Origin of the sequence: Legionella sp. W05-934-2, assembly GCF_964199965.1 — a bacterium.
Lineage (GTDB): Bacteria > Pseudomonadota > Gammaproteobacteria > Legionellales > Legionellaceae > JAFIFT01.
Genome location: NZ_CAXMZT010000016.1, coordinates 1 through 23,933, shown reverse-complemented (window position 1 = coordinate 23,933; position 23,933 = coordinate 1). Strand labels below are relative to the sequence as shown.

The following is a 23,933-nucleotide window of genomic DNA, read 5'->3' as shown; positions in this document are numbered from 1 at the left end:
AGCAAATTTTATTCCCCTCCCCAAATTTTACTGGTGAAAACATACAACCTTGGCGTCCCCACACCTTTAATTCTTGGTTTGTGTGAGGTATTGCCATCAGGCGCGGGTTTCAACCAACCAGCTTGTAATAAGGTTTTGGTCACCATCCGTTGATCGAAGCCTTTGCAAAGTTCGTTTTTATATACTTCGGTTAACACCATATAAATTCGAAGTCCTTCGCTATCGGTTTGAAAAAAACCAGCACGGTTAATAATTTTTTCATTGTTGGGATGGTTGGCACTGTCAAAGCGGCTGGCACCATGAGATTCAAAAAAGGCTCTCACTTGTGCCATGATGGCGCGATCTTCACGATTACCATCGGCACCAAAAGCTTCCAGCCATGCAGTAAAACATTTCTGTGCAGCGGTGAATGATTCACCTTCATCCCAGCCAGTCAAACCAAAACGACTGGCCAACTCACCAGCAACAGCAACCAGCGCAAAGCGTCTGGCAACTCGGATTATCTGACCTGTTGCGTTGGGCTGAATCACAGCATCAACAAAATTTTGAATAGTGTCAGTAACAAATTTGGCTATTCTCTGTCGGTGGGTAACGACTTGATTGAGCCACTCCAAACCTATGGCTCCATAATATTGGTTAGTATATTGCTTTAAGGATAAGGCCATGCTGGCAGGACTTAATTGATCATGAATTGTTTCAAATAGTCCCATCTCACAACCAGCATCCGCTTCAATATCCGCAAGTCGAATTTCCTGCCCAGCATTACTGCGCTGGCCTGTTTTTGCCATGAGCGCGGTCAAAGACTCTTCCCCAGCCGAGAGGAAAAACAAAGACCATCGCGAAGATTTTCTGACGCTACCACTACGGGAGGCGCGTGTTTTACCCTGACCATTTGCCAGTAAATAAGCAGCCTCGCCTGCTTCTCTGGAATCCATTTGGCTGAGTTCATCAAGAATAAGCAAGCCATCATTATGCAATGCCGCCAGTCCTTCAAGACCATTAGTGGTGCTACGCCATAAACGGCAATAAGATTGTGGATTGCCCCAAACAGAAGCGGCCACTTTCAGTGCGGTGCTTTTACCCGATGACGATGCGCCTCTGAAATGGAAACCGCCTGAATCTTCACCAACAAGCTTTGCAAGTGTTGGTGCAAGTGCTGTTGATATGGCAAAAACCAATCTTGAATTTCCAGCAGCCAATCGACTTATTGAATTTCTCCATTCATCGACACTCCCTTTAGACGATAAAGCAGGTTCAATGGCATTGGTATTCTGAAATACAATCTTCTCTGTTGACTGGCCAATACATTGGCCTGCTGTGACAAAGATATCTTCATACCAACCAAGTTTTTCAACACAACGGGCTCGCGCTTCGACAGGAAAAACCTGTAAATAAGAAGTAAGCAGATCGCGTGCAGATCTATTGGGCGAAATACTCAACCCAAGCCTTGCCAGCTCTCGTCTTACATCAGAGGAATCACCTTGTAGCAATGACAATGGCATCGCCCACTGGTGGGTTATGCCATCATCGTCCTGCCATTCCAGCAAGCGACCCCATTCACCACTTTGAGCATCTCGTGTTTTTGCAACGACATACAACGGTGAGCATATCCATCGAGGTGGCAATGGGTTGTCATCCTTATCAATACCGATAAAAGTTAACCCTTCATCCGTTAACCGGAACCGACCACCGGCGTAATCGCATGAAATTGGTCGCTTCTTTGGCCCATTGGGTAATTCAATAACGTGATTTTGTGACATACATCGTTCTCCAGACAACATTCATTACAGCGGAATGAAATGAAAGCAAATCATCCCGGCCAATTTAAAATGATAAAAATTATGCGCTCTCAACCTGCTGCGACTGACCTTCGTCACTGGTTGATTGATAAATTTTTTGTTGTTGGAGAAAATTAAGGACATCACTTTTACGGTATAAAACCTTGCGACCAATTTTCAAATAGGGGACGCCACCACCAGCCCAACGATTACGCTCAAGTAACTGAGTGGAACAGCTTAAAACGGCTGCAATGGTTTGTTGATTGAATAGCGTGGAATGTGGTGCTGATTCGAATTCGTTTAATAGATGTAGACGAGAATTATTTTGTGAGGGCATAGGATACTCCGCAATTGATTTAAATTCAGCATAATGCTGACCAGTCGCATCCTTGCAAATCTAGTCAATTGCCTATCCACCTTAATCTGGACAAGAAATTGATATTTGTTTCAAACTCATTAGCCATTGTTGGCAATGAAAGCTTATACATCAAGCTTGAAAAAAGTATCGCGCATTCTTTCAAAGATTGTCAAGGGAAAAAGATCGATTTCAAAGCAGTGTTATCGAATGATATCGATTGATACTGAAAGTCGTTCAAAAATGAATGTGTCCCATGCGTCCCACTAATGTAAAACAGGGTTGGGGCAGCGAAAGCCCAGTGATGACGCGGGTGCCCCATTTGTCCCCGATGTCCCTCCAGTTTCTTCATATCTCTTTATGAACTTTTATAAACTTAATACACTAAAAATAGAACGACATAATACCATAAAAAGTAAACAACATAATATACTAAAAATTGCACAACATGATATACTAAAAATATAGCAGGATTATAACCGTGGAAAATACTATGAAACCATCTGAAAAACTAGCTGAATCTCTCAATTTATTAAGAGTATTACAACAAAATGGTCATTATGCCATACAATCAAAACAGCTTAGCAGAACACACCGAGAAAGATTGCAAGCCAATGGTTTTATACAAGAGGTGGTCAAAGGTTGGTATATCCCATCAAAACCAGATGAACGGCAGGGAGATAGTACTGCTTGGTATGCCTCATTTTGGCATTTCTGCGCTTCTTATTTAAATGAGCGTTATAAAAATCAATGGTGTCTATCACCCGAGCAATCTTTACTATTACATGCTGAAAACTGGACTGTTCCCAAACAATTATTGGTACGATCGCCTAAGGGAACGAACACAAGAATGGAATTACCTCATCAAACTTCTCTATTTCAACACAAGTTACATTTGCCAGCATCGAAAGATATTGAAGTTAAAGATGGCTTGAGATTATATGCTTTAACGCCTGCTTTAATTTATTCATCTCCAAAATTTTTTAATCAATACCCGATTGAAGCCAGAGCCGCTCTTTCAATGTTCAGTAATGCATCTGATTTACTCCATTATCTACTCGAAGAAGGGCATTCAAAGATTGCTGGTAGATTTTGTGGTGCCTTTAAAAATATTGGCAAAGAGCAGATTGCAGAAGATATTAAACAGACCATGGAAAGCGCAGGCTATCTTATACGAGAAGAAGATCCTTTTGCAACAGAAGCTCCCATCAATTTTTCTAAATCAGATAAGCCTTCGTATCGTAGTCGATTAGAAGTGATGTGGCATGAAATGCGGCAACCTATCATCGATTATTTCCCAAAGCCAAAGCACCAGATTATCAACACTGAAAAATATATAGAATCCGTTGAAGAAAGCTACACCAATGATGCTTATCATTCATTGTCCATTGAAGGCTATCAGGTCAGTGCAGAACTCATTGAAAAAGTACGCTCCGGTCAGTGGAATCCTGATGCATTTGAAGATGATAGAAACCAACGCAATGCACTAGCTGCAAGAGGATATTGGCAGGCTTTTCAAGCGGTTGAAAAAAGTCTGATTAAAGTACTGGGTGGAAAAAACCCGGGAACAGTCATACAAAAAGATCATGGAAGCTGGTATCGAGAACTGTTTCAGCCCAGTGTTGTAGCAGGTCTATTAAAACCAACCGATCTTGCTGGATATAGAAGAAACCCTGTATATATCCGTCAATCAAAACATATTCCGGCCAGAGCACAAATTGTTAGCGAATTAATGGAGGAATTCTTTCAGTTAGTAAGCCAGGAAAATGATCCTGCCGTTAGAATTGTGCTTGGCCATTTCTTTTTTGTATATATTCACCCATACCCTGATGGAAATGGTCGAATTGGTCGCTTTCTAATGAATGTGATGATGGCTACTGGTCATTACCCTTGGACGATTATTCCAGTTGATAGAAGAAATGAATATATGGAAGCGTTAGAGCAAGCCAGCGTTCAGCAGGATATTATTCCTTTTTGTAAGTTTTTATCCAGTTGCTTGGATGAATGATTTGTCTATATACATCCAAGCCCACACTTACTTTGTTCATAAACATATTGCGTTCAACAAAAATGAACAACATAAAAAAATGAACATCAGGATTTTGCTATTGGCGTAAAAACTTTTTGCTCCACTTTTCTTTACAAAAGCACGTAAAATCATAATATGAAACTTAGTCTAAGAATCCCTGTTTAATCATTTGCAACATACGACTTGCTTCCTGATAATTATATTGAGCCCTAGAAATAGCTAATGCTAGTCCATCTGTTAATTCGGCACTATCAAAAAAATCCTTTAGATGACCGCATGTCTCTTTGGATAAACCTTTAAGATCACGACCTAAAAGACGACATCCACTCAGCGTATAGTCAAAATTTTCACCTAAAAGATCCTGATTCTCTTCATAAAGCCTATTTTCATTGCCCAAATCAAAATAGTTGGCAATAAAATAAGCAAAGTCACTAGCGTCTTTTTGAGCTCTTCGGTCAACCCAAGCAAATAGCTTCAGAAGAGCGAACCCTAATGGAGAGGCTACCTTTATAGTAATATCCCTAATGGTGATATCTATTGCATGCTTAAATGTATCTTCAAATCCTATCAAATTGAGTTCTATGTCATAATCTGGTGGCCATTTTAGATTCGAGTCATGTTCGTTTATTTCACCAAATGGAACAATATCCAGATAGCCATATTTTGTAGACATGATACGGTGTTCAATTTTGTCATTGACAGTAAAATCACTGTCAATGACAAAAGCGTTTTTTATTTTATAAAACTCTTGCCAATTTCTACAACATAAAGCAATATCGGTATCCAAAGTTTTTCTTAGTTCCACCTTTTTATCAAAATAGTCTAAGAGCATATCTCTCGCTTTAGCACCAATTAAAAAATAAGAACAATCATTCTCACGAGCAATCTTATTAATTAATGCAAATAATTCAATATCAATATCTGAAAAATTATTCCATTTGTTTTCTAATGAACTTGTCATATACCATTTCCGCTGTTTCTTGGGTTCTTTCATCGAGTGAGCTTAATAAATCGGCATAAACCAAAATGAATGGCACATGGTTTTCCTTATATTCACTGGAATCAAAATTCCAGAATTTTTTTATTAGCTCTATGTTTCCATTGTTATCTTTTTTTAACCTGCATTTATATTGCAACTGTGGTAATGCATCATCTGCATAAAGCGTAATTATTTGGGGACTTAGATAATGAGTTAACTTTGTTGCTGCTATTTCTCCTCCCCAAAGAAAATTAAAATCCACTGGATCTATTTCTTTTAACTGGGCTACATTATCTGTCGAAAATTTACTGATTATTAGCTTTGGACGTAATTTTTCAGAATAGCCGATACACCATTTACTTAATAAGTTTTCTTTATTAACCAAATGCTTTTCACCACGATTTTTTTCTACGATATATCCATGCTTTTCTAACATTAAAAGTGTTTTGCTAACACTACCTAATGCCACATCACTCATTTTGGCCAGCTCACGATAGTTATGCTCTAACGGGTCTTTAATAACCAGCAATGTAAAAATAAGTTTTATACTGGCAACACTAAGTGTAAATGATGTTATATCCGGTAGATTTACTTTCTGGGGGGGTTCTCCTTTGATAGACACAAATACAGATGGCGAATCTATATACATATTACCGGAGAAATCAATGTACTCAATATTTGCTTTTTGCAAATTTTCAGCAAGAACCTTACTAATGTGGTTGCTAATTAAAATGCTTTTTTTATTTAAATGTCGCATATATTGAATGATGGCGCCAATATTGGAATTATCGATATTACCAACAAATTCAGGCTGATAGATTAGCTTATTATTCTTTTCAGTTTGGAGGATTAATTGATTTCTTTTTTCATCAAATTTACATTGAAGCTTTGAACTATCCTTTATAATCGATAATAGTTTGTCTATATTCATCACAATATCCTTTATGCCTTGTTCATAATTATAGCGTGTTCAAAAAAAATGAACAACATAAAAAAATGAACATGATGATATTATTAATCTGTGTTAAAACTTTAACAATATAATGAATATCGTTATATTAGATATGTTTTAACACAAATCTTTCATATCCCGTTTGTGACGGTTGGATTGCCACAACTATGGTGGATGGCTAAACATCTATACACTTTAAGAAATAATCAGATATCAATTTTTTGCATCGGGTAATTTTGTAAATACACATATTATTTCCCAAATCTTCCCATTAACTGTTTTTTTCATTGTAATAATATTTTTTTTATATAAACTATGCTTGTTTTTTATAAGGAGCATGATATGGAATTTGAAGTTGACTTTATCCCCGTTAGCCTTGCTGGTAGTGCTGTACCCTACTAGTTAATACACTGATGAATTTAAGAATAAAGCCATTTGTTGAGTATTTTTGGCAAAATGGCTATATCTATTATTTTAGATTACCTGGTATTTCCATTAGAATAAAAGATGAGAGTAAGTTTATATATGAGACCAGCTTACTCCTCAATGGCGATTGTCCAGCTGATTCAATAGCAGAGATTGTTTCTACTAAACATAGTGTATCTACAAATGATGTACATAATCTTATTTCTTTACTTGACAAAAACCTTCTTCTAGAAAGTTATGACGCTACTCACAAAAGGGAACAATCAAGGTATGATAAAAATATTGAGTTTTTCGGTTCTTTCTGTCATTTAAATCAAAACAAATTTGATATTCAACACAAACTCTACCAGCAAGAAATTGCAATTCTTGGTTTAGGTGGGGTTGGTTCAAATCTATTAATCAATTTGGCTTGTCTAGGATTTACTAACTTTGTTATTGTAGATTTTGATAAAGTCGAGCTATCAAATTTAAATAGACAAATTTTATATAACTATGAAGACATAGGCACGCTTAAAGCCACGGCTGCCAAAAAAAGGATTACCCAAAAATTCCCAGATTTGAATATTGTAGAACACCACTCTCAAATAAATTGCTCAGAGGATATAAAAAATCTTGTTAATGGGGCAGATATACTCATTTCTGCTATCGACACCCCAAGAGAAAAGATATTGGATTATGTTAATACAGCATGTATTGAGTCAAAAATACCATACATTTGCGGAGGGGTAGACAGCAGGTGGGCTACTCTGTTTTCTGTGCTCCCAGGAATTTCTGGCTGTCTTGAGTGTTGGAAAAGTCAAATTGTAGATTCATTTAAATTTAATGACATATTATCAAATTCAACATTCCAATCAGCTATTGCCCCTAATGTCGCCATAATGCCTATGATATCTATCGTAGCAGGGTTAATGAGCAATGAAGTTATTAAAATATTAACAAATATCTCTACTTGCAAAATAGGCGAACTAATTGCTTATGATTTTGAAAGTTCGAGCATGAAAACGGTTGAAAAATGGGGTAGAGTAAAAACCTGTGGAGTCTGTGGCTATCTAAATGGGTTATAGGACTCATCAAAATTAAAGTGACTAATATTTTCTTTCTCTTTCAAAATCGAAGATAAAAAGCCTGCTGGGACTGATATCAGCACAGCGAAAACCAACTTATATGAAAAAGCATAAATCATCAATTTTATAATTTGGTGGAAATTCAATATACCCCAAAGGGCCAAGGGCACTGATATACATAACATTATTATTTCACCTATTAATGAGGAAATGATAGATCTATACCAAAACCCAGTTCCCTTAGTAATTCTCTTCCATTTGGACATGATGAAACTGTTAGCTGTTGCACCAATAAGCACCCCAAACATTTCTGAAGATAAAGATCGCCATAGGTGTCCCAAGACATAATCATAAGAATTTTGAATAGTTGCTGATTCAGAAGGGGCTTTTATTGAAATAGTGATAAGAAGAATAAAAAACCAATCACATACAAAGACAAAAAACACTGTTCTTAATGCGATTTTCAAACCATATACTTCTGTTATTAAATCATTCCAAGTATATGTTATTGGAAAAATGAAAGAAGAAGCTGCGCCAAAAAAAATTGTATAGTTAACGATCTTATATGACAAAACAAGAGATGCAAGCTCACAAGATAAATATAGCATTGAAATTAATGTTAAATATTTATGCCTATTTGATACAAACATTTGGCTTGGAGAAAATACAGTATAACTCATTGATTATCTCCAAACGCTATTAATTAGACGTAAGTAATTTTCCCCCAGAATGTTGCTAATATCTTTCTCGGAAAGTCCTAGATTTTCCAGGTGATTTGATATTTCCTTAATTGCCTCAGGTTTAGTGACTTTAACATTAATATATTGTTCAGCCTCAGAAAAGCTATCGGGGTTGTCTTTTACAAGCTCTAATGTTCTTTCATGATCAAAAACATAATCCAAACCAATCCCAACAAATTCGGATCCAACAAGATTACAAACATAATATATGTGATCCGCGATATTTTTAGGAGAGGATACATTATCTTTAAGAAATAGATTGATACCATTAATACAAATTAAACCCAACTTCTCAGCGCATCCCATGATAACCTTGTCGGATATATTCCTCGAATGATCATTCATAGCTTTAGGGTTGCTATGAGAAAATATAACCGGATCCTCAGAAGCATCGATAATATCGAAAGCGGTTTTTTCACCAACATGTGAGCAGTCAATAACCATACCAAAATGGTTCATAAGCTTAACAAATGTCTTTCCCTCTTGAGTTAAGCCTAGATCCCTGTCAAAACAACCACCGCCTAAAAAGTTATTTTGGTTATATACAGGTGAAATCTGTCTGATCCCTAAACTTCTTAAAACATTCAATTGGCTATCATTGAACGTTGATTTATTTAGTCCTTCTATATCAAAGGAAATGGCAAGTTTATTACTTTCTTTCGCTAATATTATGTCTGATACATCTTTTGCAAATTGAAAATACTTAGGATTGCAATCTATAAAATGCTTATATGCAATACAGTTTTTCTTTATCGCTTCAAGTGATTGTGGTTGAAAACCTACATTGAGTGATATAAAACTATAGCCACTTTCAAGATATTTATGAAGATGACTTAAATCTGCCTCTTCACTTAAGTCAGGGCACGCATGTGAGTCACAAATAATCATTTAATAAGTTTCAGTTTTGGTTTTGATTCGCTGTTTCTACCAGCCCCTCTTTTTTTGTTGTCTTGCTTCTCACTATGTATACCCGCAATGAACCCTATATAAAAAGCCTGAAGAGGGCTAAATTTCAAGATAAGATGTTCGCTAGCTAAGTCAGAAGAATGCATAAGAAACGATTTATTTAAATTTGTATCTTGATAGCAAATATTTCCATTTCGATCCACGCTTAAAATATGGCAAGTATGTACTTGATCATCTTTCTTAGTAAACTCATCATTTCCAAGATACTGACTAATATCAATTTTGTGACTTTTCCAATACTTGCCAAAATAATATCCAACCCAAGAGGAATGATGTGGCGCAAGTAATTTAATTACTGCTTGGTCCAGCCCTATATCTTCTATGGTTGTGAGGAGATTTGCTCCCTTACCTTTGCAAGACAAGATGACTTTCCTTGAAATTAAATCAATCTCTTCAATTTTATAGTAATATCTTGCAGTTCTATTTTGTAAGACTTTGAAGGCAGAAAATAAATTCTTTATAAAACTAATAAGTCTGATCATAAAACAACCCTCTGAAACATAGTTAACATTATCACGCCAATAATTTCATGCTGTGTTTTATCGAACATTAAAGTTGATGAATTTTTTACTATGGATAATAGTTGGTGCGTAGGGGGATCTATAACAATTTCACGTACGGAAATATCAACTTGATCTTTTATCCTAACCAATACAATATCACCATCAAAATAATCAGCTTCAGGATCAACTACGAGCACAGTCCCTAATGGGAATCTAGGCTGCATAGAAGGCCTGCTTTTAATAGCATAAGCTTTAGACTTAAATGAGCTTTGAGATATTGGTGGAATAGGATACCAATTAGACCAGGTATCGAGATTGAGATTACTAAAAAAATCAGGGTTACTGATATCACTCCAATCAAATAATGGTACCGATGTTGCAACTTTTTGAGTATTTCCAGTATCTAGATTTCCAAGGAGCTGATCAACTGATAATTCAAAGTATTGAGCAATTAATTGCAATGTCGAAATGCGGGGGTCAGTTGTTATCCCAGAAGTTAGTCTTTTAACTGTGTTATAAGGGATATTTAATGTTTTTGCCAAAATACTTTCGTTGATGCTATTTTCATGAAGAAGCCTTTTGAGGTTTTTTGCCAAAAATATACAACTTAAGTCCACATCGTTACTGTTTCTTTCTTCTTCCATTGTGAAGCCAATAATCCAAAAAAGTAGCATTTTTACATAAAAGATAAATAAATCCTACATCTTTTTAAGTTATAGGACTTATTTTATTTCTCAGAAATAAAAAATACTTTATAGTAAGGACAAAATTACTTTATAGTAAAATTTTATTTACATTGATGTATATTTTCATTAACATACGAACCGCTTACTAAATGCATTACACCTGCAAAAGATTATTTTGTAACGCCATAAATACACATTTTTTAATTTAGGATATATACAATGGACTTAAAGACAGATAGTTATTCTAATTGTTTATTATATTTAAAAGAAAATCATGGATATTCAGTCGGTGATTTATCCAATTTACTAGGAATCCCCCAAGAAATAATTAATTTTTTCATTAATCCTGAAAGAAATAAAACCTTACGTCTATTAAATGCAATCTTAGAAAAGGAAGGTTATTTATAAATTAAGCCTGCTATATTAAAATAATTCTTATTATCATTATGAGGCCGCCGAGGCGACCTCAGCGATATCTGTTTAATTTCCCCGATTTTATGTCTAATAACTTAATCACATCAGAAGAATAAAAAAATAAATTGTATTGATTTTAGTTTCATGAATAAGGAGTTTTTATGAGCAATTTAGAAACTAGTCATCTAGATTGTTTAAATTTGTTAAAACAAAAGCATGGCTTCTCAGATAAGGATTTATCTAAATTATTAGGTATTTCAAAAAGAGCCTTAGTTTCTAATAATATGTCTGAAATGAAATGACCACCATCAAACGTCTATTCTAATTAAAGAGGGTGTAATATGAATCAAAGAAAGGTACTACATTCTTCTTAATAAAAAGCTTTCATAACGAGTAAGGATTTTTGTCCCCTTTGCCCCACATTAATAATTAAAGTTGGGGACGGCGCAAGCCCAGTAATACTGCGGGTGCCCCACTTGTCCCCGATGTCCCGCTCAATTTTTATATGTCTGTAAGAAATTCTTTAACATGATTTTTCTAGTTGCCATACAACCAGTTAAACAAATCAGGTAGTTTTTCCCAATACAATTCTGGTGTTTCAAGCTCATAGATTTGATGCGCTAACATGCCGTTCCAATCAGCAAAAAGATCCGCTTTGCCGGACATAGCATTCACAGACTCAAGAGTAGGAATTGTGACATTTTTAAAATCACATTTTTTTTCTAAAGCCGACATTAGTTTTTTACGATCTGGAGACCATCTGGGATCATCAAATAGATGAATAATATCGTATAAATCTCTAGGTCTCATTCTCTCAACAAATGCTCGTAGCTTTTCTGCAAATATTTCTTCAATGCAATAGGTTTGAACCTGGTAATCAAAATCATCATCGTTATAAGGATGGAAAATTGGTTTCTTGACTGGTGGCTCAACAACGATTTCATCCCAGGATAAATCCATTTTAAGAGTCGGATTATTTCCCCTTCTTTGCATAGGGCCTATGTAAGCTAATTTCCCTTGAATAGAAAGTTCTCCTCTTGGATTCTTATATAATTCAAAGCTTATGCCATCTTCTGGAAATGCCAGTCCGATCTGTTCATAAACCCAATCTGCGATATCCACAAACACTGTTTTGAGGTAATCTGGGCTCCGGTCGTCAAGATTGGATATTGTGAAATCAAGATCCTCTGAAAATCGATAAGATTCGAAGTAACACTTTTTTAAACAAGTACCCCCTTTGAATACCCAACCATTTTGTAATGGTTTTGCTTCACTAATACCAGCAAGAAGCCAATTCAATACGTAATCCTTTTCAATGGTATTCGCAGGCAGCTTATGTTTTTTAGCTTCATCAATAATATCTTGTTTGTTAATCATACTGCTTTTTCCTTCCAGGATTGCGGCACCCAGACTCGCCATTTAGTGACTAATTTTTCACAAGTTTGAGCGGGATTAAGTTTAGCATAGCCGTTGGTTAAGTTTTTTTGACAATAGTCTATCAATTCTTGCTCTTCTGGGTATTTAAGCTCAAGAATAAAACCAAGACGTTTTAAAGCCGCACCATTTGGAGCTGCCTTTAAATACTCCATAAATTGATCAATATTTTTCATATCAGATTTAAAATAGTTCCCTAATACATCCACAATAAAACTCAGCCCCCCGCAAAAATCTGGGAACATTAGCATATCTACCAATGTACGAGTTGGATCTGAAATTTTTACCTTTACTCCAGCCAACCAAATTGATTTTAAACCATAAAAATATTCAGTCTTTAGTGTATGTAGAACGTATTCCGTACCTGCAAGAGCAGGTTTCCTGTTTTGCACATTTTTTTCCGTCATTACGGTAATGGTTCTAAATAATTGTTCTGTTAAATCCCAATAGTTGGCAGCATTTACTCCGCCAATATAACAAGGATCAAACACTTCTGAAGCTATGGCAAAAGGCTCTTCTGCTACGATATCGCTGGTTAATGATTCCAGAGGTACCATGATATATACACCTTGCCTGATTCGCTCAAGCCAGCCCTTTTTATTTAACCAAGCCAAACGTTTTGCAGCTTGAGCTGGAGTTAATTCCCATATTTTTGCAGCTTGTTCTGGCGTTACTATTGTTTTGGTACCACGCCATAGTTTAGAAACAGACGTTCTTTCTAATTTCCCTAAACCTCCCAACGCAACTGCTTTACTATATTTAGTCTTCATTTTTTCATACTATATGTGAATATTTATATATATAATATAGCATAAAATCAGAAAAACTATATTTTATGTTTGATTTTTCACATAATTATTGAAAAACTTACAATGAAATATAGTTAATTTAAGAATGCTTAAACTTTTAATGGTGATGATTTACAGCCCCCATACACTTTAAAAAATAATCTGTAATTTGTTGCATGGGTTTTCTCAACCGCTCAACATCAGTCACGATATATCCTGCCGTGATATCCCCATTCATTTTATGATTCATCAAACGTTTTAAAGCATAAGCTGAGACATCCAGCCCCTCAGCAATGGTAATAAACGTACGTCTTAAGTCGTGAACGGTAAAATGAATGCCTGAGAGCTTAGTGACATTGGCCATTTGCTTACGTGGTTCAATGATATGACCAGCAGAACCCTTACCGGGAAAAACATACTCACTGATCTTGTTTTGGCTGCGCACTAAAAGCAATTCATACAGGTAGTTAGATAGTGGCAGGGTGTGGGAGTCATGATTTTTGGTATCAAGGATGGTAAGTGTTTTGGCTTTTAAATCAACTTGATCCCAACGTAAAGTCGCAGCTTCTTGACGTCGCAAGCCTGTTAATATGATTAACATTAGGTAATCTCGCAAAACCTCACTTTGTAATTGCTGTACACCAAGATACCAAGCCGCCAGTTCATGGGCTTTAATAAAACTTTGTCGTCGCTCAACACGATACCAGGCACGGGTTTGTGATAGGCGTTTCACGGGATTTTCGGTAATTAATGATCGGCCTTGTGAGTCTTCATATTGCCCTGCTGCAAAATTAAATAATGCCCGAAGTAAACGCATAGCTAGGTTAGCATAGGCCTCACCACGTTCCTTGCCTAATTTTTTATGGTGTTTGGCAACCTTATCTTTGGTGATTTCAAGAAAAGGTTTATTAATCCAGTTGGCAAAAGCAGTGCCTATCACTTTTTTGTAGTTGTATAACGTGTTGTTCTTTAACGATTTACGGACTTGGATATAATCATTAAATACCTCGTTTAAGGTCATTTCACGCATTTTTTCAGCCCGCTTTTCAGCAACCGGGTCAACACCTATAGCAATCTGCCCCAGTAACTTTTGCGCTTCTTTTCTTGCCATTTCGACTGTAAGTTCAGGATAACGGCCTAACGTAATGCGAGAGAGTTTATTTTTTATCAGCTTTTCAACAAAAAAGGCTTTCGTACCACCCGAAGTCACTCTGACACCAAAGCCTTTCATCGCATCATCGTAATATCGCTTTTGTGCCGTTCTCCCCTGAGTATTTGAAACGGGGATTGGTAATTTATCTACGACTGATTTTATGATCTTCATTTTTCTTCTCTTTTGGTTGTACCGAAAACGTGTCGAACATGTGTCGAAGAGATAATTAAAACACAATAAAAGTGCTTATACCATAAAAACAGAAGAAAACCCTTTAAATAAAAGGGCTGTAGAATATTTTAAAATTTGGTAAAAGTAATTAAAAGCCGTAATTTTATAACTGTTAATCATTGGGTCGGCGGTTCGAGCCCGTCCCGGGGAGCCACTTTCCACAAGGCTTTTCTGCCAATTCATCAAAACTTCAAATTTAGCGTGTCGAAGGATGGGGCTAGGGTTCTGGAGATATTTTCGCTCATCTCAACTATAAAGATAAAATATCCCAAAGATTTTAAAAACTTCATTTAGCTAGCCATGATATGGACTCATCCTCTCTTTTAACCGGCTATTAAATGAGCCAAAATGTTTTTGTCTAAAAAAACAAAAAGAACAGGAGAGTCCAGTGAAGAATATTACCGTATTAGGCATAGATTTGGCAAAAGATGTAGCCCGGATGCAGGCGCAGCCGTAATCCGGGATATTGGGTTTCGAACACCCCGGATTTCGTTAAATGAATTTAAATGGAAAAAATACTGTAGCGGATTGTTTGAATTACCAATCGCCGCTTAATATTTGAATTCGCATAAGGCAAGTCAAATATGTACTTGAGAAACTGATGAATCATCGGATGCAACCATAAATCCAAATCAGCAATAACGCATGTCATGGGCGATGTGATTAAAACGAGTATTCAATGTTCATCAAAGAAATTGCGGCAGAACCACATTACCAACGTACACCTGTTTCCAAAGAGCAAGCTACGTCCAGAAGATACTCATCCATTTTCTTAAGCGTAGCAAGTTCGGCAAAACATAAAGAAGAACTAAAAAACAAATCCATACGCCGGCTTTCTTTGGGATATCCTAAATTGAGAAGAGTTGAAAGTGTTCTACTCGCTAAGCTAATAACAGATAGGCCTACATGAATGAGATTAAAAGTAAAACTTCCTATTTCTAGCAAGATCACTTTAGCACTTTGCCTTGTGCTCACTTTAGAATCAAACACACTGTGGACAAGCGCCACCCCCCCCATGGAGAGGCTTACTAAATTTTGGACACAGTGTAGTAGATGAAAAAAAGGATAGGTAAAAGAAAGAAGATGAATACCAAAACAAGAGTAGGGTTCAATAAGCATATCAAGTTGAGCCAGAACTCCTTTAACACTTTCATCAAAATCACTCATGGCATCATATGCCTTTCGTTTAAAATAGTATTCAAGCATTTAACTCACCTTATTCTGAAAAGAAACAACAAATACGAAAATAGGCTTATTTTAAACAATGCGCTCAAATAATGCAAATAAATAATGTGTTTTTGTTTGTTCAATGGCCTTAATTTGTTGATTTGTGCTTAGAGATAAGCTAGCGTAATGAAATGGACCCATTCACCAAACGGCTTCATAATGAGCCATTTTTAGATTGAAGGATTTATTTTCAATTAATAAAAGAAGAAGGGTCCATTTCATTACTCTTGCTGAATTTTGCAATACTAGATTCAAACCCTTGTTTATTCCAAAAGCTGATATTGTCATGACGATGATTAGCATCATCGCTAACTGAGCCAAGTGCGCCTTTTATACTTTTATCATTATTTTTTAGACTTTAACATGTTGCTTATTTCATTTTCTGTGTGGATATACCTGATTTTGATTAAATATAATGCTTAACCTAAACTTGAAATAGAGCATATTGAGGAAATGAATATACAATGGAACAATGGCCCCAATTTTATAAACAATTACTGAGAGCCATTCTAAAAAATGTCGGGTTGATTTTTCTTATTTTATCTGTAAATCAAAAGGTTTTTTCTTCTATATTAACTATTGCAGATAACATTCAAAATAAAATTGAATCGAACTTATATCATTTTAAGCCCTATCTACAATCACACTACGCTATTCGGATGTTTCGGTTAACGGCAAATCAAAAATACCTTTATCCGATTATATTTAATCAGTTGGCAGCTAAAATACAATATGAAAACCTCAACAGAAAGATAAAATGGAATCATAACCTAGATCTAGGGTTTAAAATGGATTTAGATGAAAATTTTGATGCTATGAATAAGTGGGAAAAAAGAAAATATATTATCAATCATTTTCCGGAAATCGAATTAAAACTACAAATGCTCTATATTTTAACTATTGCTTCTGATCTAAATCTGATGAATTCAACATTATATCCAAATTCAAACCATGTCATCGAACAACTAAAGAAAGATAGCATGCAATTGAAGCGTTTTCTTCTCAATCCAATATTGATTAAATATGCCTCTCCAAATATTGCTTTTCATGTATATGCCCTAAGAAATCTTAAAATCATTGATATAACCAATGATTATCAAGAAGCCTTTCAAAAAGTGTTTGAGGAAAAAATGGCTCGGCAACTGACGGATGCTGAATATACAGAAAAAATTTATGGTATGACTCACATTATATTTGCCGCAAGCAGTTATTACCAACATAAGGTACCTAGAGAGGATTTTAATTGGATATATGATTATTTTGATTCTCACATCGATGACATTATATCTCGCCTTAAATATGACATTATCATAGAAGTTGGTATTTGCTATTTATTAGCTGATAATATCACAAACCGTCAACCCATTGATAAAATTAGACAATATATAAAACAACGTTATGACCCAATTACAAATGTTATCAATGAACCTTGGGATAGAGGGCGGATTGAAAAAGCTGAACATAGAAACGTACTAACCATCCTATTTTTAAAATGGAATAACAATTTACATCCAGGCCCAGACTTATTAAATTCAGAACCATTTAAAGTGATAATGAAACCTCGAGATCCTTTATGAAAGAGAGATACTCAATTGTTTTACACATTATTGATTTGTATATTCCTTCCAAGAACAACATATGAATGAGATAGATGGCTTTCGAGACCCAGCTCGAGTCAAGAGAGGGTTTGAGAATATGCAAGTGCTTTCTGGTGCTGAAAATCACAAAGTGGAAGCCTTGGCCATGCGTCATGCTCGAAGCGAAAGTTCTACTGAGATCACGGGAAATGAAACAGCGGCTAGTGCTGCTAATATCGGCCTTTTCTCTACCAGCGCTTCAACGGAGCCCTCGTCTGCGCGCTCGTTGCGCTTTGGATCTTAAATAGCTAGCTTTTGAGCGTAGTCCCCAATTCGGCAGCCCGTTTGCAAGCAAACGGGAACACCAATTGATCCCTCCTATTTTCTGACCGATTAAAATGACTATAATCTGTCCATTCTAATCTCGATTAAATAAACACATTATGTGTTTGAGCCATAGATGAAACAGGTTTAAAAATATGTTAAATAAATAGTTGTTGTCAGCATGATACATTTAAAAATATAATTGATTTAATAGCTAATCAAATTGCCGCAAAATGCGATTTTTCTATTTTTTCTTATTTTCTTTCATCAGTGGATGTGCCACTGTTTCATCGATTGATAATACCAGTCACCCACAAGTGCAGAAAATCCACAAGGCCATGGCCAGTTATTCTAAAATTCAACACCAACCCTGGCCGCATTTAAACGCCAAACAGACACTAAAGCCGGGTTCGACCCATAATGAGCTTGCTGAGGTTAAAAAGCGTCTTATTTTACTGAAAGATTGGCCCATCGAGTGTGAGCAGAATAGTACTCATTTATATGATAATTGCTTAAAAAATGCGGTGCGTCACTTTCAAAAAAGGCATGGGCTAAAAGATGATGGGGTTTTAGGTCAAAGTACCATTCAACAATTAAATGTTTCGCCTTCTGAGCGTATTACTTCATTGCAACAAAGCCTTGAGATGTGGAAAAAATTACCGCCCAAAATGGCAGACACTTATTTATTAGTCAACATTCCCAGTTATGAACTGCAAGCAATTAACCAGGGTAAGAATGAATTGTCGATGCGTGTCGTTGTTGGAAGCCGAAGTTGGCAAACACCCACACTCGATAGTGAAATTAAAACCATCGAAATTAATCCTGGTTGGAATGTTCCCGTGAATATTACTGAGAAAGAAATCATTCACAAAGTTTTGGAAGATCCCAATTATCTTGAAGAACATAACTTAAAAATTTTAGAAAGCTGGAAGCCTGATGCGAAAGAAATAAATCCTAGAGATATTGACTGGCAAGAATATGCAGGCCCCAAAGATATGCCCTATCGCTTAGTTCAAGAACACAGTGAAACAAGCGCACTTGGAAAAATTAAGTTTATATTCCCGAATAAGGACCATATTTATTTGCATGACACCCCACTAAAGTCATTGTTTAATCAACCCCAGCGTAACTTGAGCCATGGATGTATCCGTTTAGAGCAGCCGCTTAAACTATTAGAATATCTCAGTCAAACCAACCCAAAACTCAAAGTAGAAAATGTCAAACCCTACCTAGCTACCACTAAATCCAAACATCTTGCATTGAATAAAAACATGCCCTTGCATATTACCTATATCACAAGTTGGGTGGACAATGATGAGGTGGTTCAATTTAGAGATGATATATATGGTCACTTCAGTCAAAAAAGATCATTTTGATAACACAAACTCATCCCTCACTTTGTTTCGATCATTGATGAATTGAACGCTCATGCTATGATCATTTGCATTAATGAGTAAAAAGCCATTGTGATTGCTGTATTGTCTTTGACTTCCCTGCACCAGATTTTTGGAAAATTGTGTTCGGCCTGCGCCGCCCAATCCATTAACAATGTAAATAATGCCATCACGCTCGATTCGCTCATAGATATGATCATGGCCGGTTAAAACCAGATCGACTCCTTGTGCGGCAAAATCCCATTGCAGGGTAGTGTTGGAACCATGCCTTCCAGAACTATAGGGAGGCACATGAAAATACACGACTTTAAAAGGCGCCGTTGAGGCTTGGATTCGTTCTAAAAACCAATCATATTGTTTGGAACCGATAGCGTTCCCATCCGGTTCTCGATAATCACTATCCAATGCAAAAAAGTGGACAGGGCCTTTGACGAAATCATAATATCGTTGATTTCCGGGCAAAGAAAAATAGGCTAAATAGGGAAGAGCACCATGGTGGAGGCAACTTTGTGCTGCTGCCCAGTCATGATTTCCGAGACTGGGATAAAAGCGTAGGCTTTCACTGCCCTCACCCTGCTTTCCTTTATAACGATAAATAAACCGATGATAGTATTTGCCTATATTCGTATCAATCGAAGACCAACACCCTTTTGGATAATTGTTATCACCGAGCGTAATAATAAATTCCGGATTATGTTTTTTGACGAGGGATGCAACCGTCTTTTCAGCACTGGTGTTTCTTCCATAATCCCCAATCGCAGCAAATGTTATTTGCGCTGCCATTAGCTCATTCGTTGTGATACTTAATCCAATCAATAATCCAATGGCTAATCGGATCTTTCTAACCATGCGACCTCTTACAACAATATCTAGTCGGACTGTTTAAATTGTGATTTTATCATAAGCCGCCAATGTGTGGAAATGGGTAATTCCGACGCCCTATCTTGTGAGTCATTGTCAAACAATAGCCAAATGATAGGAATTCTTGTAAGATTCTAAACCAATTGATCCGTTATTAAAGGAGAGGGATTATGCCAAGGAAATCGACATGGCAACCTATGCCACAGACCATTGATTTAATCAAGATTTGGCTGCCTAAATTAATCAAAGCCGATTTGACGTTAAAAGACGTGGAGGCTTTGCAGGAATGTATTTGTGAAAATAGCTTGGGATATCGCCCAAAGCCTATGAATCAAGAAAAGCTAACCTATTCGGAAGATGCTCACACCTCGCTGGAAGCCATGGCAGACTTTGCCCTGGCAGTGAGCCATTGTCTTTCTAATCGCCAATTATTTCGATTAACCAAGGTGGTCCTAGCCCACCAATCGACCTATATTGATAATACTTATTTGCGTAATAATGAATTAGCGCGTTTTTTACTGATGATAGAAATGGGTAAGATTCCTGCCAAACGAAATGGGGACCTGCCCCCCGTGCTCATGGCTCACCTCAACACGATTGCTCGTGCATTTTCAGACTCAAGCTTACTCAGTTTTATTAATACGCTACTGATTGGCCCATTAAATACGTTCAAGCAATCTTACAAAGGCGCCAACCATTTGATCACACCGACTGAAGTATCCATTACACAAATGGCGTTCATCCGCAATCACCCAAGCGATATTGCTAACCAATTAAATAACAAACCACCGCATCAACCGACTTGGTTAGATTTTCCAAAATTGGAACAAGGGCCTTTAGCGATTCAAACCTTGTTCCAGAAGGCGGCAGACGAGGATACCCATTCACAGCCTTTGAAAGCCCATCATCCTTAAGACGTTAGTATCGAATGGTTTCCGTTATGATCGTTATGATACCCCCTCTCCACCATGCTTCGCATGGTGGAGAGGGGGTTATTTGGTTAAATAAACGCCTGGGGCACTCTGTGCAGCCCTGTTAATCCCGGATTCCTCAGCACTTCACTGCATGCGGGCTACGATCCTATGATTTAATTTAAAATCGTTGTGTATGTCGGGCTCCAGGGTTTGGTCGGCTCTTGTGTTGGTGAAGCAAAAATCGAAAGATGGCTGACTTTTTCCCCTTCGTCTATCGGCTTGTCTTTTAACTGCTTGATTTCAGCTTCTAACTGACTTTCTGCTTGCTTATGCGCTTTGACCATTTCCCGAAGTTTTTTCTGTTCATCTTGCAATGACTTTTGATTTTTCTCCAGGGTTTCGTTCTCCGTCGCTAGGCTTTGTTTACCTTTTTCTATGGTGTCAGGAAGCTTTATTTGTGAATCTTGCAGACCCATAATTTTTTTAACATTCTCAAATTGCCCTTGTTGCTTTTCTCGTATCTGAGTCGTATTTGATTCAAATGCGCTTTGTTTCCAAGAAGCATTAAGGCTGTAACCGATGTTTACTCCTCCAGCAACAAGCACTGACAAGGCACTCAAAGAAAGCGTGACCAGCGATGCGATGGTCCATGCGGGTGCGGAAGCTATCACTAACGGGATGACGGAAACGGCAGCTAGTCCAACAGAGGCATAAATGATAGGCATACAATACCCTTTGACTTTGGCATAAGTCGAATTTGCCTTGCGAGCGGTTTTCTCTAAGTCACTATGGTCACGTTGAAACGTTTCTTCTTGTTCTTTCAATTGTTGGTTGGCTAGTTCGAGTTGTTGTATCTGTTGGGGAATTTGCAGTAAAAATTGTTCTGATTCGAAAATAGATTGGTCTAAGCGCGTGCATAATGTTTGTTGTCGTAATAACGTCTTATTGGCTTCAAGAACAACCTTTTCCTGACCATCCTTCTCCTTTTGATGCCTAGAACGCATCTCCGTTAACTGTTTTTTTAATTGTGCAATGTCTTCTTTTCTTTGAAAAATTGCCTCAACGAGACGCAATAAGCCAGTTTGTGATTCATCAAGCTTGCTTGCTGATTTCATCGAATTTAAATGCGAGCGTAAACTCTCCAATAAACAGGCATGACAACTAGCTTGGACGTGTCGCTTTAACTCATTTTGGGTTCCCGTTAATGTTTGCTCTAAGTTTCGGCGATCTTTTTCCAATTGCTGATAGTGCGATTCGGATAAATAGGTTTTTAAATCGTTATTAACGTTGTACCGTTGTTGCCGAAAGTTGATGGCGGAGATCTGTTCCTGAAGCTGACTTGACTCCACTTCAAAACGTCTTAGGTTCGACTCTTCCCGCATTATTTTATTTTCAAAATCAAGTATCTTCTGCCTGAGTTCCCGCTCGATTTGATCAAATCTCGATAAATCCGGCGCTTCCTCCCGCCCATGCGTATGCGATGAAGTTTGTGAATCTCGTCCATGGTGATGCGTATCAGACTGTGATTCTCGCCCATGATGGTTGGGATCAGACGTAGCTGGGTGTGAATGAATATGCTGCCGACGTGCTAAATCTCTATTCGATGAATTATCATTCAGACCTATTTCCAGCTGAAATATGTTTGTCTTGTATTGTTGGATCTGTTTTTGGCATCTTAAACTATTATCTTGGTTGTCATTCTTTAACTGAGTAAGGCGCTCTATTTCCTTTTGATCCAATTGATGCTGCTTTTTGTAATATTTTTTCTCAAGTTTCGCCGTTTCATCTTGCAGCGAATCTTTATAATTTTTCTCAATCAATGGATACAGATTTGATTCACAAAGTTGTATAAAGACTTTCTCCTGGAGGACATGTTGTCTAAGTGTTTTAGTATCCTTTTCTTGAATATGCTTTTTTACAAACGCCGCAACCAATTCATCAACATTTTGTTTTGTGTACATAACATCCCTACAGTTCATAAAAAATAAGCACGATATCATTTAAGTTGTCATTGATCAATTCAAGACCGCTTGATTTGTTGTGCGATTTTTACTCAACTTATTAGGCCTTGAAGCAATCAACGCCAATACCTAGCAATTTGTTACCTCCTAGGTATATGATTATAAGTTAGAATCCTTTTTAAAATTTAACTATGCACAAACGAAGACTCCTATTTGGAATATTTTTGACAACCTATTGTTGCTTCGTATTCTGTGCACAGCCTATGCTATCGTTTAAGCAAGCGCTTAATCTGGCTTATCGAAATAATCCTGATTTACAGGCCCAAATCGCACAAGCGCAAGCGGCGAAAGGCCAAGTGATTCAAAGTCATCGTTTTTTAAATCCCACACTTACCTTAGAGTCTGAAAATATTGGTGGTTCAGGGGAGTTTAGTGGATTTGAATCGGCTGAATCTACCGTATACCTAACGCAGCCGATTCCTTTAGGTGGGAAATGGTCGTTCCAGCAAAAAGTAGCGCAAGCACGCTATGCGTCGATGCAAGCTGCCATTGCTCGAAAAAAGTCTGAGTTGTATATCCAAGTGGGAAAGGCTTATGTCGACGTTATCTATGCACAACAGTGGTACCAAACAACAGGGCAGTTGGTGAAGCTTAGTCAAGATATTGTCAACGACGTTGAAAGAAAAATCCGCTCCGGCGCCAGTAAACAACTGGATTTAGAGTTTGCAAAAATCGATTTAACCAATGAAAAAATCATGCAAATGAGAGCCCGTCGCGATCTCAATATCGCCAAAGGAAAACTAGCACAGACCCTGGGAAAATCCCCAGAAACTCGCTTTACCTACGATGCCCACAGTATGCCCCACCGCATTATAAGCTGGCCAATTATCAAAAAACGAATGCTTAAGAGTATTTTCCTTTGCGAGAAAAGCTTAATTGCTGAGGTGAACCGGCTATTGATTACAGCAACAAAGCGCAATGTGTGGCCCACGTTAGCGATGCAGCTAGGTGCGCGCCATTTTAGCGATGACCATTCTAATGCGTTTGTCGTACAAGCCTCCTCAGGATTGCCGCTATTTGACCGTAACGGTGTGACCGGTACATAGGTAACAAACTTGACCGGATACATCGGTAACAAAACTGTATCATATTTTATACATTTTTTGTTCCCTATCAT

General features: G+C 37.1%; 23 protein-coding genes. 9 read left to right on the top strand and 14 right to left on the bottom strand.

Features of this window, described 5'->3' with window-relative positions; genetic code table 11:
* Positions 1-8: 8 nt before the first annotated feature.
* Together AB3348_RS14315 and AB3348_RS14310 are read right to left on the bottom strand one after the other, a co-directional pair.
* Positions 9-1,760: a DUF927 domain-containing protein gene (locus tag AB3348_RS14315; RefSeq protein ID WP_367608295.1), complete on the bottom strand. Its 1,752-nt coding sequence runs from the start codon at positions 1,758-1,760 to the stop codon at positions 9-11.
* A gap of 79 nt (positions 1,761-1,839) precedes the next feature.
* Positions 1,840-2,115, bottom strand: coding sequence for a DNA-binding protein (locus tag AB3348_RS14310; protein WP_367608294.1), 276 nt, complete (start codon positions 2,113-2,115; stop codon positions 1,840-1,842).
* Between the two features lie 511 nt (positions 2,116-2,626).
* On the opposite strand from AB3348_RS14310, the gene AB3348_RS14305 reads away from it, so the two are divergent.
* Complete coding sequence (locus AB3348_RS14305) at positions 2,627-4,141, top strand: Fic family protein (RefSeq protein ID WP_367608293.1); 1,515 nt, start codon at positions 2,627-2,629, stop codon at positions 4,139-4,141.
* Between the two features lie 163 nt (positions 4,142-4,304).
* Here the strand turns inward: AB3348_RS14305 and AB3348_RS14300 are convergent, their stop codons facing one another.
* Positions 4,305-5,123 (bottom strand): hypothetical protein, encoded by an 819-nt coding sequence (locus tag AB3348_RS14300; RefSeq protein ID WP_367608292.1) that lies wholly within the window; start codon positions 5,121-5,123, stop codon positions 4,305-4,307.
* A complete protein-coding gene (locus tag AB3348_RS14295) occupies positions 5,092-6,072 on the bottom strand; it encodes a type IV toxin-antitoxin system AbiEi family antitoxin (RefSeq protein WP_367608291.1) in 981 nt (326 codons plus the stop codon). The genes AB3348_RS14300 and AB3348_RS14295 overlap by 32 nt, the downstream gene beginning before the upstream one ends.
* Before the next feature lie 434 nt (positions 6,073-6,506).
* Between AB3348_RS14295 and AB3348_RS14290 the strand changes: the two genes are divergently transcribed.
* On the top strand, positions 6,507-7,583 hold the full coding sequence (locus AB3348_RS14290) for a ThiF family adenylyltransferase (RefSeq protein ID WP_367608290.1): 1,077 nt from the start codon (positions 6,507-6,509) through the stop codon (positions 7,581-7,583).
* On the opposite strand, the gene AB3348_RS14285 is transcribed toward AB3348_RS14290, so the two are convergent.
* From AB3348_RS14285 to AB3348_RS14270, 4 genes are read right to left on the bottom strand one after another with little or no spacing between them, the layout of a single operon-like run.
* Positions 7,565-8,263, bottom strand: coding sequence for a queuosine precursor transporter (locus tag AB3348_RS14285; protein ID WP_367608289.1), 699 nt, complete (start codon positions 8,261-8,263; stop codon positions 7,565-7,567). The genes AB3348_RS14290 and AB3348_RS14285 overlap by 19 nt on opposite strands.
* 3 nt (positions 8,264-8,266) lie before the next feature.
* Entirely contained in the window at positions 8,267-9,211 is a 945-nt protein-coding gene (locus AB3348_RS14280; RefSeq protein WP_367608288.1) for a dipeptidase, read from the bottom strand.
* The gene (locus AB3348_RS14275) at positions 9,208-9,771 is read right to left on the bottom strand and encodes a hypothetical protein (RefSeq protein WP_367608287.1); all 564 of its coding nucleotides are present in this window, start codon (positions 9,769-9,771) and stop codon (positions 9,208-9,210) included. The genes AB3348_RS14280 and AB3348_RS14275 overlap by 4 nt, the downstream gene beginning before the upstream one ends.
* A complete protein-coding gene (locus AB3348_RS14270) occupies positions 9,768-10,436 on the bottom strand; it encodes a helix-turn-helix domain-containing protein (RefSeq protein ID WP_367608286.1) in 669 nt (222 codons plus the stop codon). The genes AB3348_RS14275 and AB3348_RS14270 overlap by 4 nt, the downstream gene beginning before the upstream one ends.
* Positions 10,437-10,697: 261 nt before the next feature.
* On the opposite strand from AB3348_RS14270, the gene AB3348_RS14265 reads away from it, so the two are divergent.
* Entirely contained in the window at positions 10,698-10,886 is a 189-nt protein-coding gene (locus tag AB3348_RS14265) for a hypothetical protein (protein ID WP_367608285.1), read from the top strand.
* Between the two features lie 167 nt (positions 10,887-11,053).
* Positions 11,054-11,194 (top strand): hypothetical protein, encoded by a 141-nt coding sequence (locus tag AB3348_RS14260; RefSeq protein WP_367608284.1) that lies wholly within the window; start codon positions 11,054-11,056, stop codon positions 11,192-11,194.
* Positions 11,195-11,429: 235 nt separating this feature from the next.
* Here AB3348_RS14260 and AB3348_RS14255 read toward each other — a convergent pair whose 3' ends face one another.
* The 4 genes from AB3348_RS14255 to AB3348_RS14240 form a co-directional block, all read right to left on the bottom strand.
* Positions 11,430-12,269 (bottom strand): nucleotidyl transferase AbiEii/AbiGii toxin family protein, encoded by an 840-nt coding sequence (locus tag AB3348_RS14255; RefSeq protein ID WP_367608283.1) that lies wholly within the window; start codon positions 12,267-12,269, stop codon positions 11,430-11,432.
* Positions 12,266-13,096, bottom strand: coding sequence for a type IV toxin-antitoxin system AbiEi family antitoxin (locus AB3348_RS14250; protein ID WP_367608282.1), 831 nt, complete (start codon positions 13,094-13,096; stop codon positions 12,266-12,268). Before AB3348_RS14250 ends, AB3348_RS14255 begins: the two co-directional genes overlap by 4 nt.
* Before the next feature lie 136 nt (positions 13,097-13,232).
* The gene (locus AB3348_RS14245) at positions 13,233-14,438 is read right to left on the bottom strand and encodes a tyrosine-type recombinase/integrase (RefSeq protein ID WP_367608281.1); all 1,206 of its coding nucleotides are present in this window, start codon (positions 14,436-14,438) and stop codon (positions 13,233-13,235) included.
* Between the two features lie 771 nt (positions 14,439-15,209).
* Positions 15,210-15,704: a hypothetical protein gene (locus AB3348_RS14240; protein WP_367608280.1), complete on the bottom strand. Its 495-nt coding sequence runs from the start codon at positions 15,702-15,704 to the stop codon at positions 15,210-15,212.
* A 485-nt stretch (positions 15,705-16,189) separates the two neighbouring features.
* Between AB3348_RS14240 and AB3348_RS14235 the strand changes: the two genes are divergently transcribed.
* From AB3348_RS14235 to AB3348_RS14225, 3 genes are all read left to right on the top strand, one after another.
* Complete coding sequence (locus AB3348_RS14235) at positions 16,190-17,302, top strand: DUF3541 domain-containing protein (protein WP_367608279.1); 1,113 nt, start codon at positions 16,190-16,192, stop codon at positions 17,300-17,302.
* 61 nt (positions 17,303-17,363) lie between these two features.
* Positions 17,364-17,606, top strand: a complete 243-nt coding sequence (locus AB3348_RS14230; protein WP_367608278.1) for a hypothetical protein — start codon at positions 17,364-17,366, stop codon at positions 17,604-17,606.
* Positions 17,607-17,859: 253 nt separating this feature from the next.
* Positions 17,860-19,002 carry a murein L,D-transpeptidase gene (locus AB3348_RS14225; protein WP_367608277.1) on the top strand — a complete coding sequence of 381 codons (1,143 nt, stop codon included), beginning with the start codon at positions 17,860-17,862 and terminating at the stop codon, positions 19,000-19,002.
* On the opposite strand, the gene AB3348_RS14220 is transcribed toward AB3348_RS14225, so the two are convergent.
* Positions 18,994-19,869, bottom strand: coding sequence for a metallophosphoesterase (locus tag AB3348_RS14220; protein ID WP_367608276.1), 876 nt, complete (start codon positions 19,867-19,869; stop codon positions 18,994-18,996). The genes AB3348_RS14225 and AB3348_RS14220 overlap by 9 nt on opposite strands.
* Positions 19,870-20,051: 182 nt before the next feature.
* Here AB3348_RS14220 and AB3348_RS14215 point away from each other — a divergent pair, with 182 nt between their 5' ends.
* Positions 20,052-20,795, top strand: a complete 744-nt coding sequence (locus AB3348_RS14215; RefSeq protein WP_367608275.1) for a hypothetical protein — start codon at positions 20,052-20,054, stop codon at positions 20,793-20,795.
* Between the two features lie 173 nt (positions 20,796-20,968).
* On the opposite strand, the gene AB3348_RS14210 is transcribed toward AB3348_RS14215, so the two are convergent.
* Positions 20,969-22,756 carry a hypothetical protein gene (locus AB3348_RS14210; protein WP_367608274.1) on the bottom strand — a complete coding sequence of 596 codons (1,788 nt, stop codon included), beginning with the start codon at positions 22,754-22,756 and terminating at the stop codon, positions 20,969-20,971.
* 191 nt (positions 22,757-22,947) lie between these two features.
* On the opposite strand from AB3348_RS14210, the gene AB3348_RS14205 reads away from it, so the two are divergent.
* On the top strand, positions 22,948-23,862 hold the full coding sequence (locus AB3348_RS14205; protein ID WP_367608273.1) for a TolC family protein: 915 nt from the start codon (positions 22,948-22,950) through the stop codon (positions 23,860-23,862).
* The last annotated feature ends 71 nt before the right edge of the window (positions 23,863-23,933 follow it).

Excerpts from the sequence above, each read along its gene's own strand:
- AB3348_RS14220 (WP_367608276.1), bottom strand. The coding sequence starts at position 19,869 with ATGGTTAGAAAGATCCGATTAGCCATTGGATTATTGATTGGATTAAGT.
- AB3348_RS14290 (WP_367608290.1), top strand. The coding sequence starts at position 6,507 with ATGAATTTAAGAATAAAGCCATTTGTTGAGTATTTTTGGCAAAATGGC.
- AB3348_RS14270 (WP_367608286.1), bottom strand. The coding sequence starts at position 10,436 with ATGGAAGAAGAAAGAAACAGTAACGATGTGGACTTAAGTTGTATATTT.
- AB3348_RS14300 (WP_367608292.1), bottom strand. The coding sequence starts at position 5,123 with ATGACAAGTTCATTAGAAAACAAATGGAATAATTTTTCAGATATTGAT.
- AB3348_RS14305 (WP_367608293.1), top strand. The coding sequence starts at position 2,627 with ATGAAACCATCTGAAAAACTAGCTGAATCTCTCAATTTATTAAGAGTA.
- AB3348_RS14210 (WP_367608274.1), bottom strand. The coding sequence starts at position 22,756 with ATGTACACAAAACAAAATGTTGATGAATTGGTTGCGGCGTTTGTAAAA.
- AB3348_RS14265 (WP_367608285.1), top strand. The coding sequence starts at position 10,698 with ATGGACTTAAAGACAGATAGTTATTCTAATTGTTTATTATATTTAAAA.
- AB3348_RS14245 (WP_367608281.1), bottom strand. The coding sequence starts at position 14,438 with ATGAAGATCATAAAATCAGTCGTAGATAAATTACCAATCCCCGTTTCA.
- AB3348_RS14230 (WP_367608278.1), top strand. The coding sequence starts at position 17,364 with ATGAATGAGATAGATGGCTTTCGAGACCCAGCTCGAGTCAAGAGAGGG.
- AB3348_RS14215 (WP_367608275.1), top strand. The coding sequence starts at position 20,052 with ATGCCAAGGAAATCGACATGGCAACCTATGCCACAGACCATTGATTTA.
- AB3348_RS14295 (WP_367608291.1), bottom strand. The coding sequence starts at position 6,072 with ATGAATATAGACAAACTATTATCGATTATAAAGGATAGTTCAAAGCTT.
- AB3348_RS14275 (WP_367608287.1), bottom strand. The coding sequence starts at position 9,771 with ATGATCAGACTTATTAGTTTTATAAAGAATTTATTTTCTGCCTTCAAA.
- AB3348_RS14235 (WP_367608279.1), top strand. The coding sequence starts at position 16,190 with ATGGAACAATGGCCCCAATTTTATAAACAATTACTGAGAGCCATTCTA.
- AB3348_RS14255 (WP_367608283.1), bottom strand. The coding sequence starts at position 12,269 with ATGATTAACAAACAAGATATTATTGATGAAGCTAAAAAACATAAGCTG.
- AB3348_RS14225 (WP_367608277.1), top strand. The coding sequence starts at position 17,860 with ATGCGATTTTTCTATTTTTTCTTATTTTCTTTCATCAGTGGATGTGCC.
- AB3348_RS14315 (WP_367608295.1), bottom strand. The coding sequence starts at position 1,760 with ATGTCACAAAATCACGTTATTGAATTACCCAATGGGCCAAAGAAGCGA.
- AB3348_RS14260 (WP_367608284.1), top strand. The coding sequence starts at position 11,054 with ATGAGCAATTTAGAAACTAGTCATCTAGATTGTTTAAATTTGTTAAAA.
- AB3348_RS14240 (WP_367608280.1), bottom strand. The coding sequence starts at position 15,704 with ATGCTTGAATACTATTTTAAACGAAAGGCATATGATGCCATGAGTGAT.
- AB3348_RS14280 (WP_367608288.1), bottom strand. The coding sequence starts at position 9,211 with ATGATTATTTGTGACTCACATGCGTGCCCTGACTTAAGTGAAGAGGCA.
- AB3348_RS14310 (WP_367608294.1), bottom strand. The coding sequence starts at position 2,115 with ATGCCCTCACAAAATAATTCTCGTCTACATCTATTAAACGAATTCGAA.
- AB3348_RS14285 (WP_367608289.1), bottom strand. The coding sequence starts at position 8,263 with ATGAGTTATACTGTATTTTCTCCAAGCCAAATGTTTGTATCAAATAGG.
- AB3348_RS14205 (WP_367608273.1), top strand. The coding sequence starts at position 22,948 with ATGCACAAACGAAGACTCCTATTTGGAATATTTTTGACAACCTATTGT.
- AB3348_RS14250 (WP_367608282.1), bottom strand. The coding sequence starts at position 13,096 with ATGAAGACTAAATATAGTAAAGCAGTTGCGTTGGGAGGTTTAGGGAAA.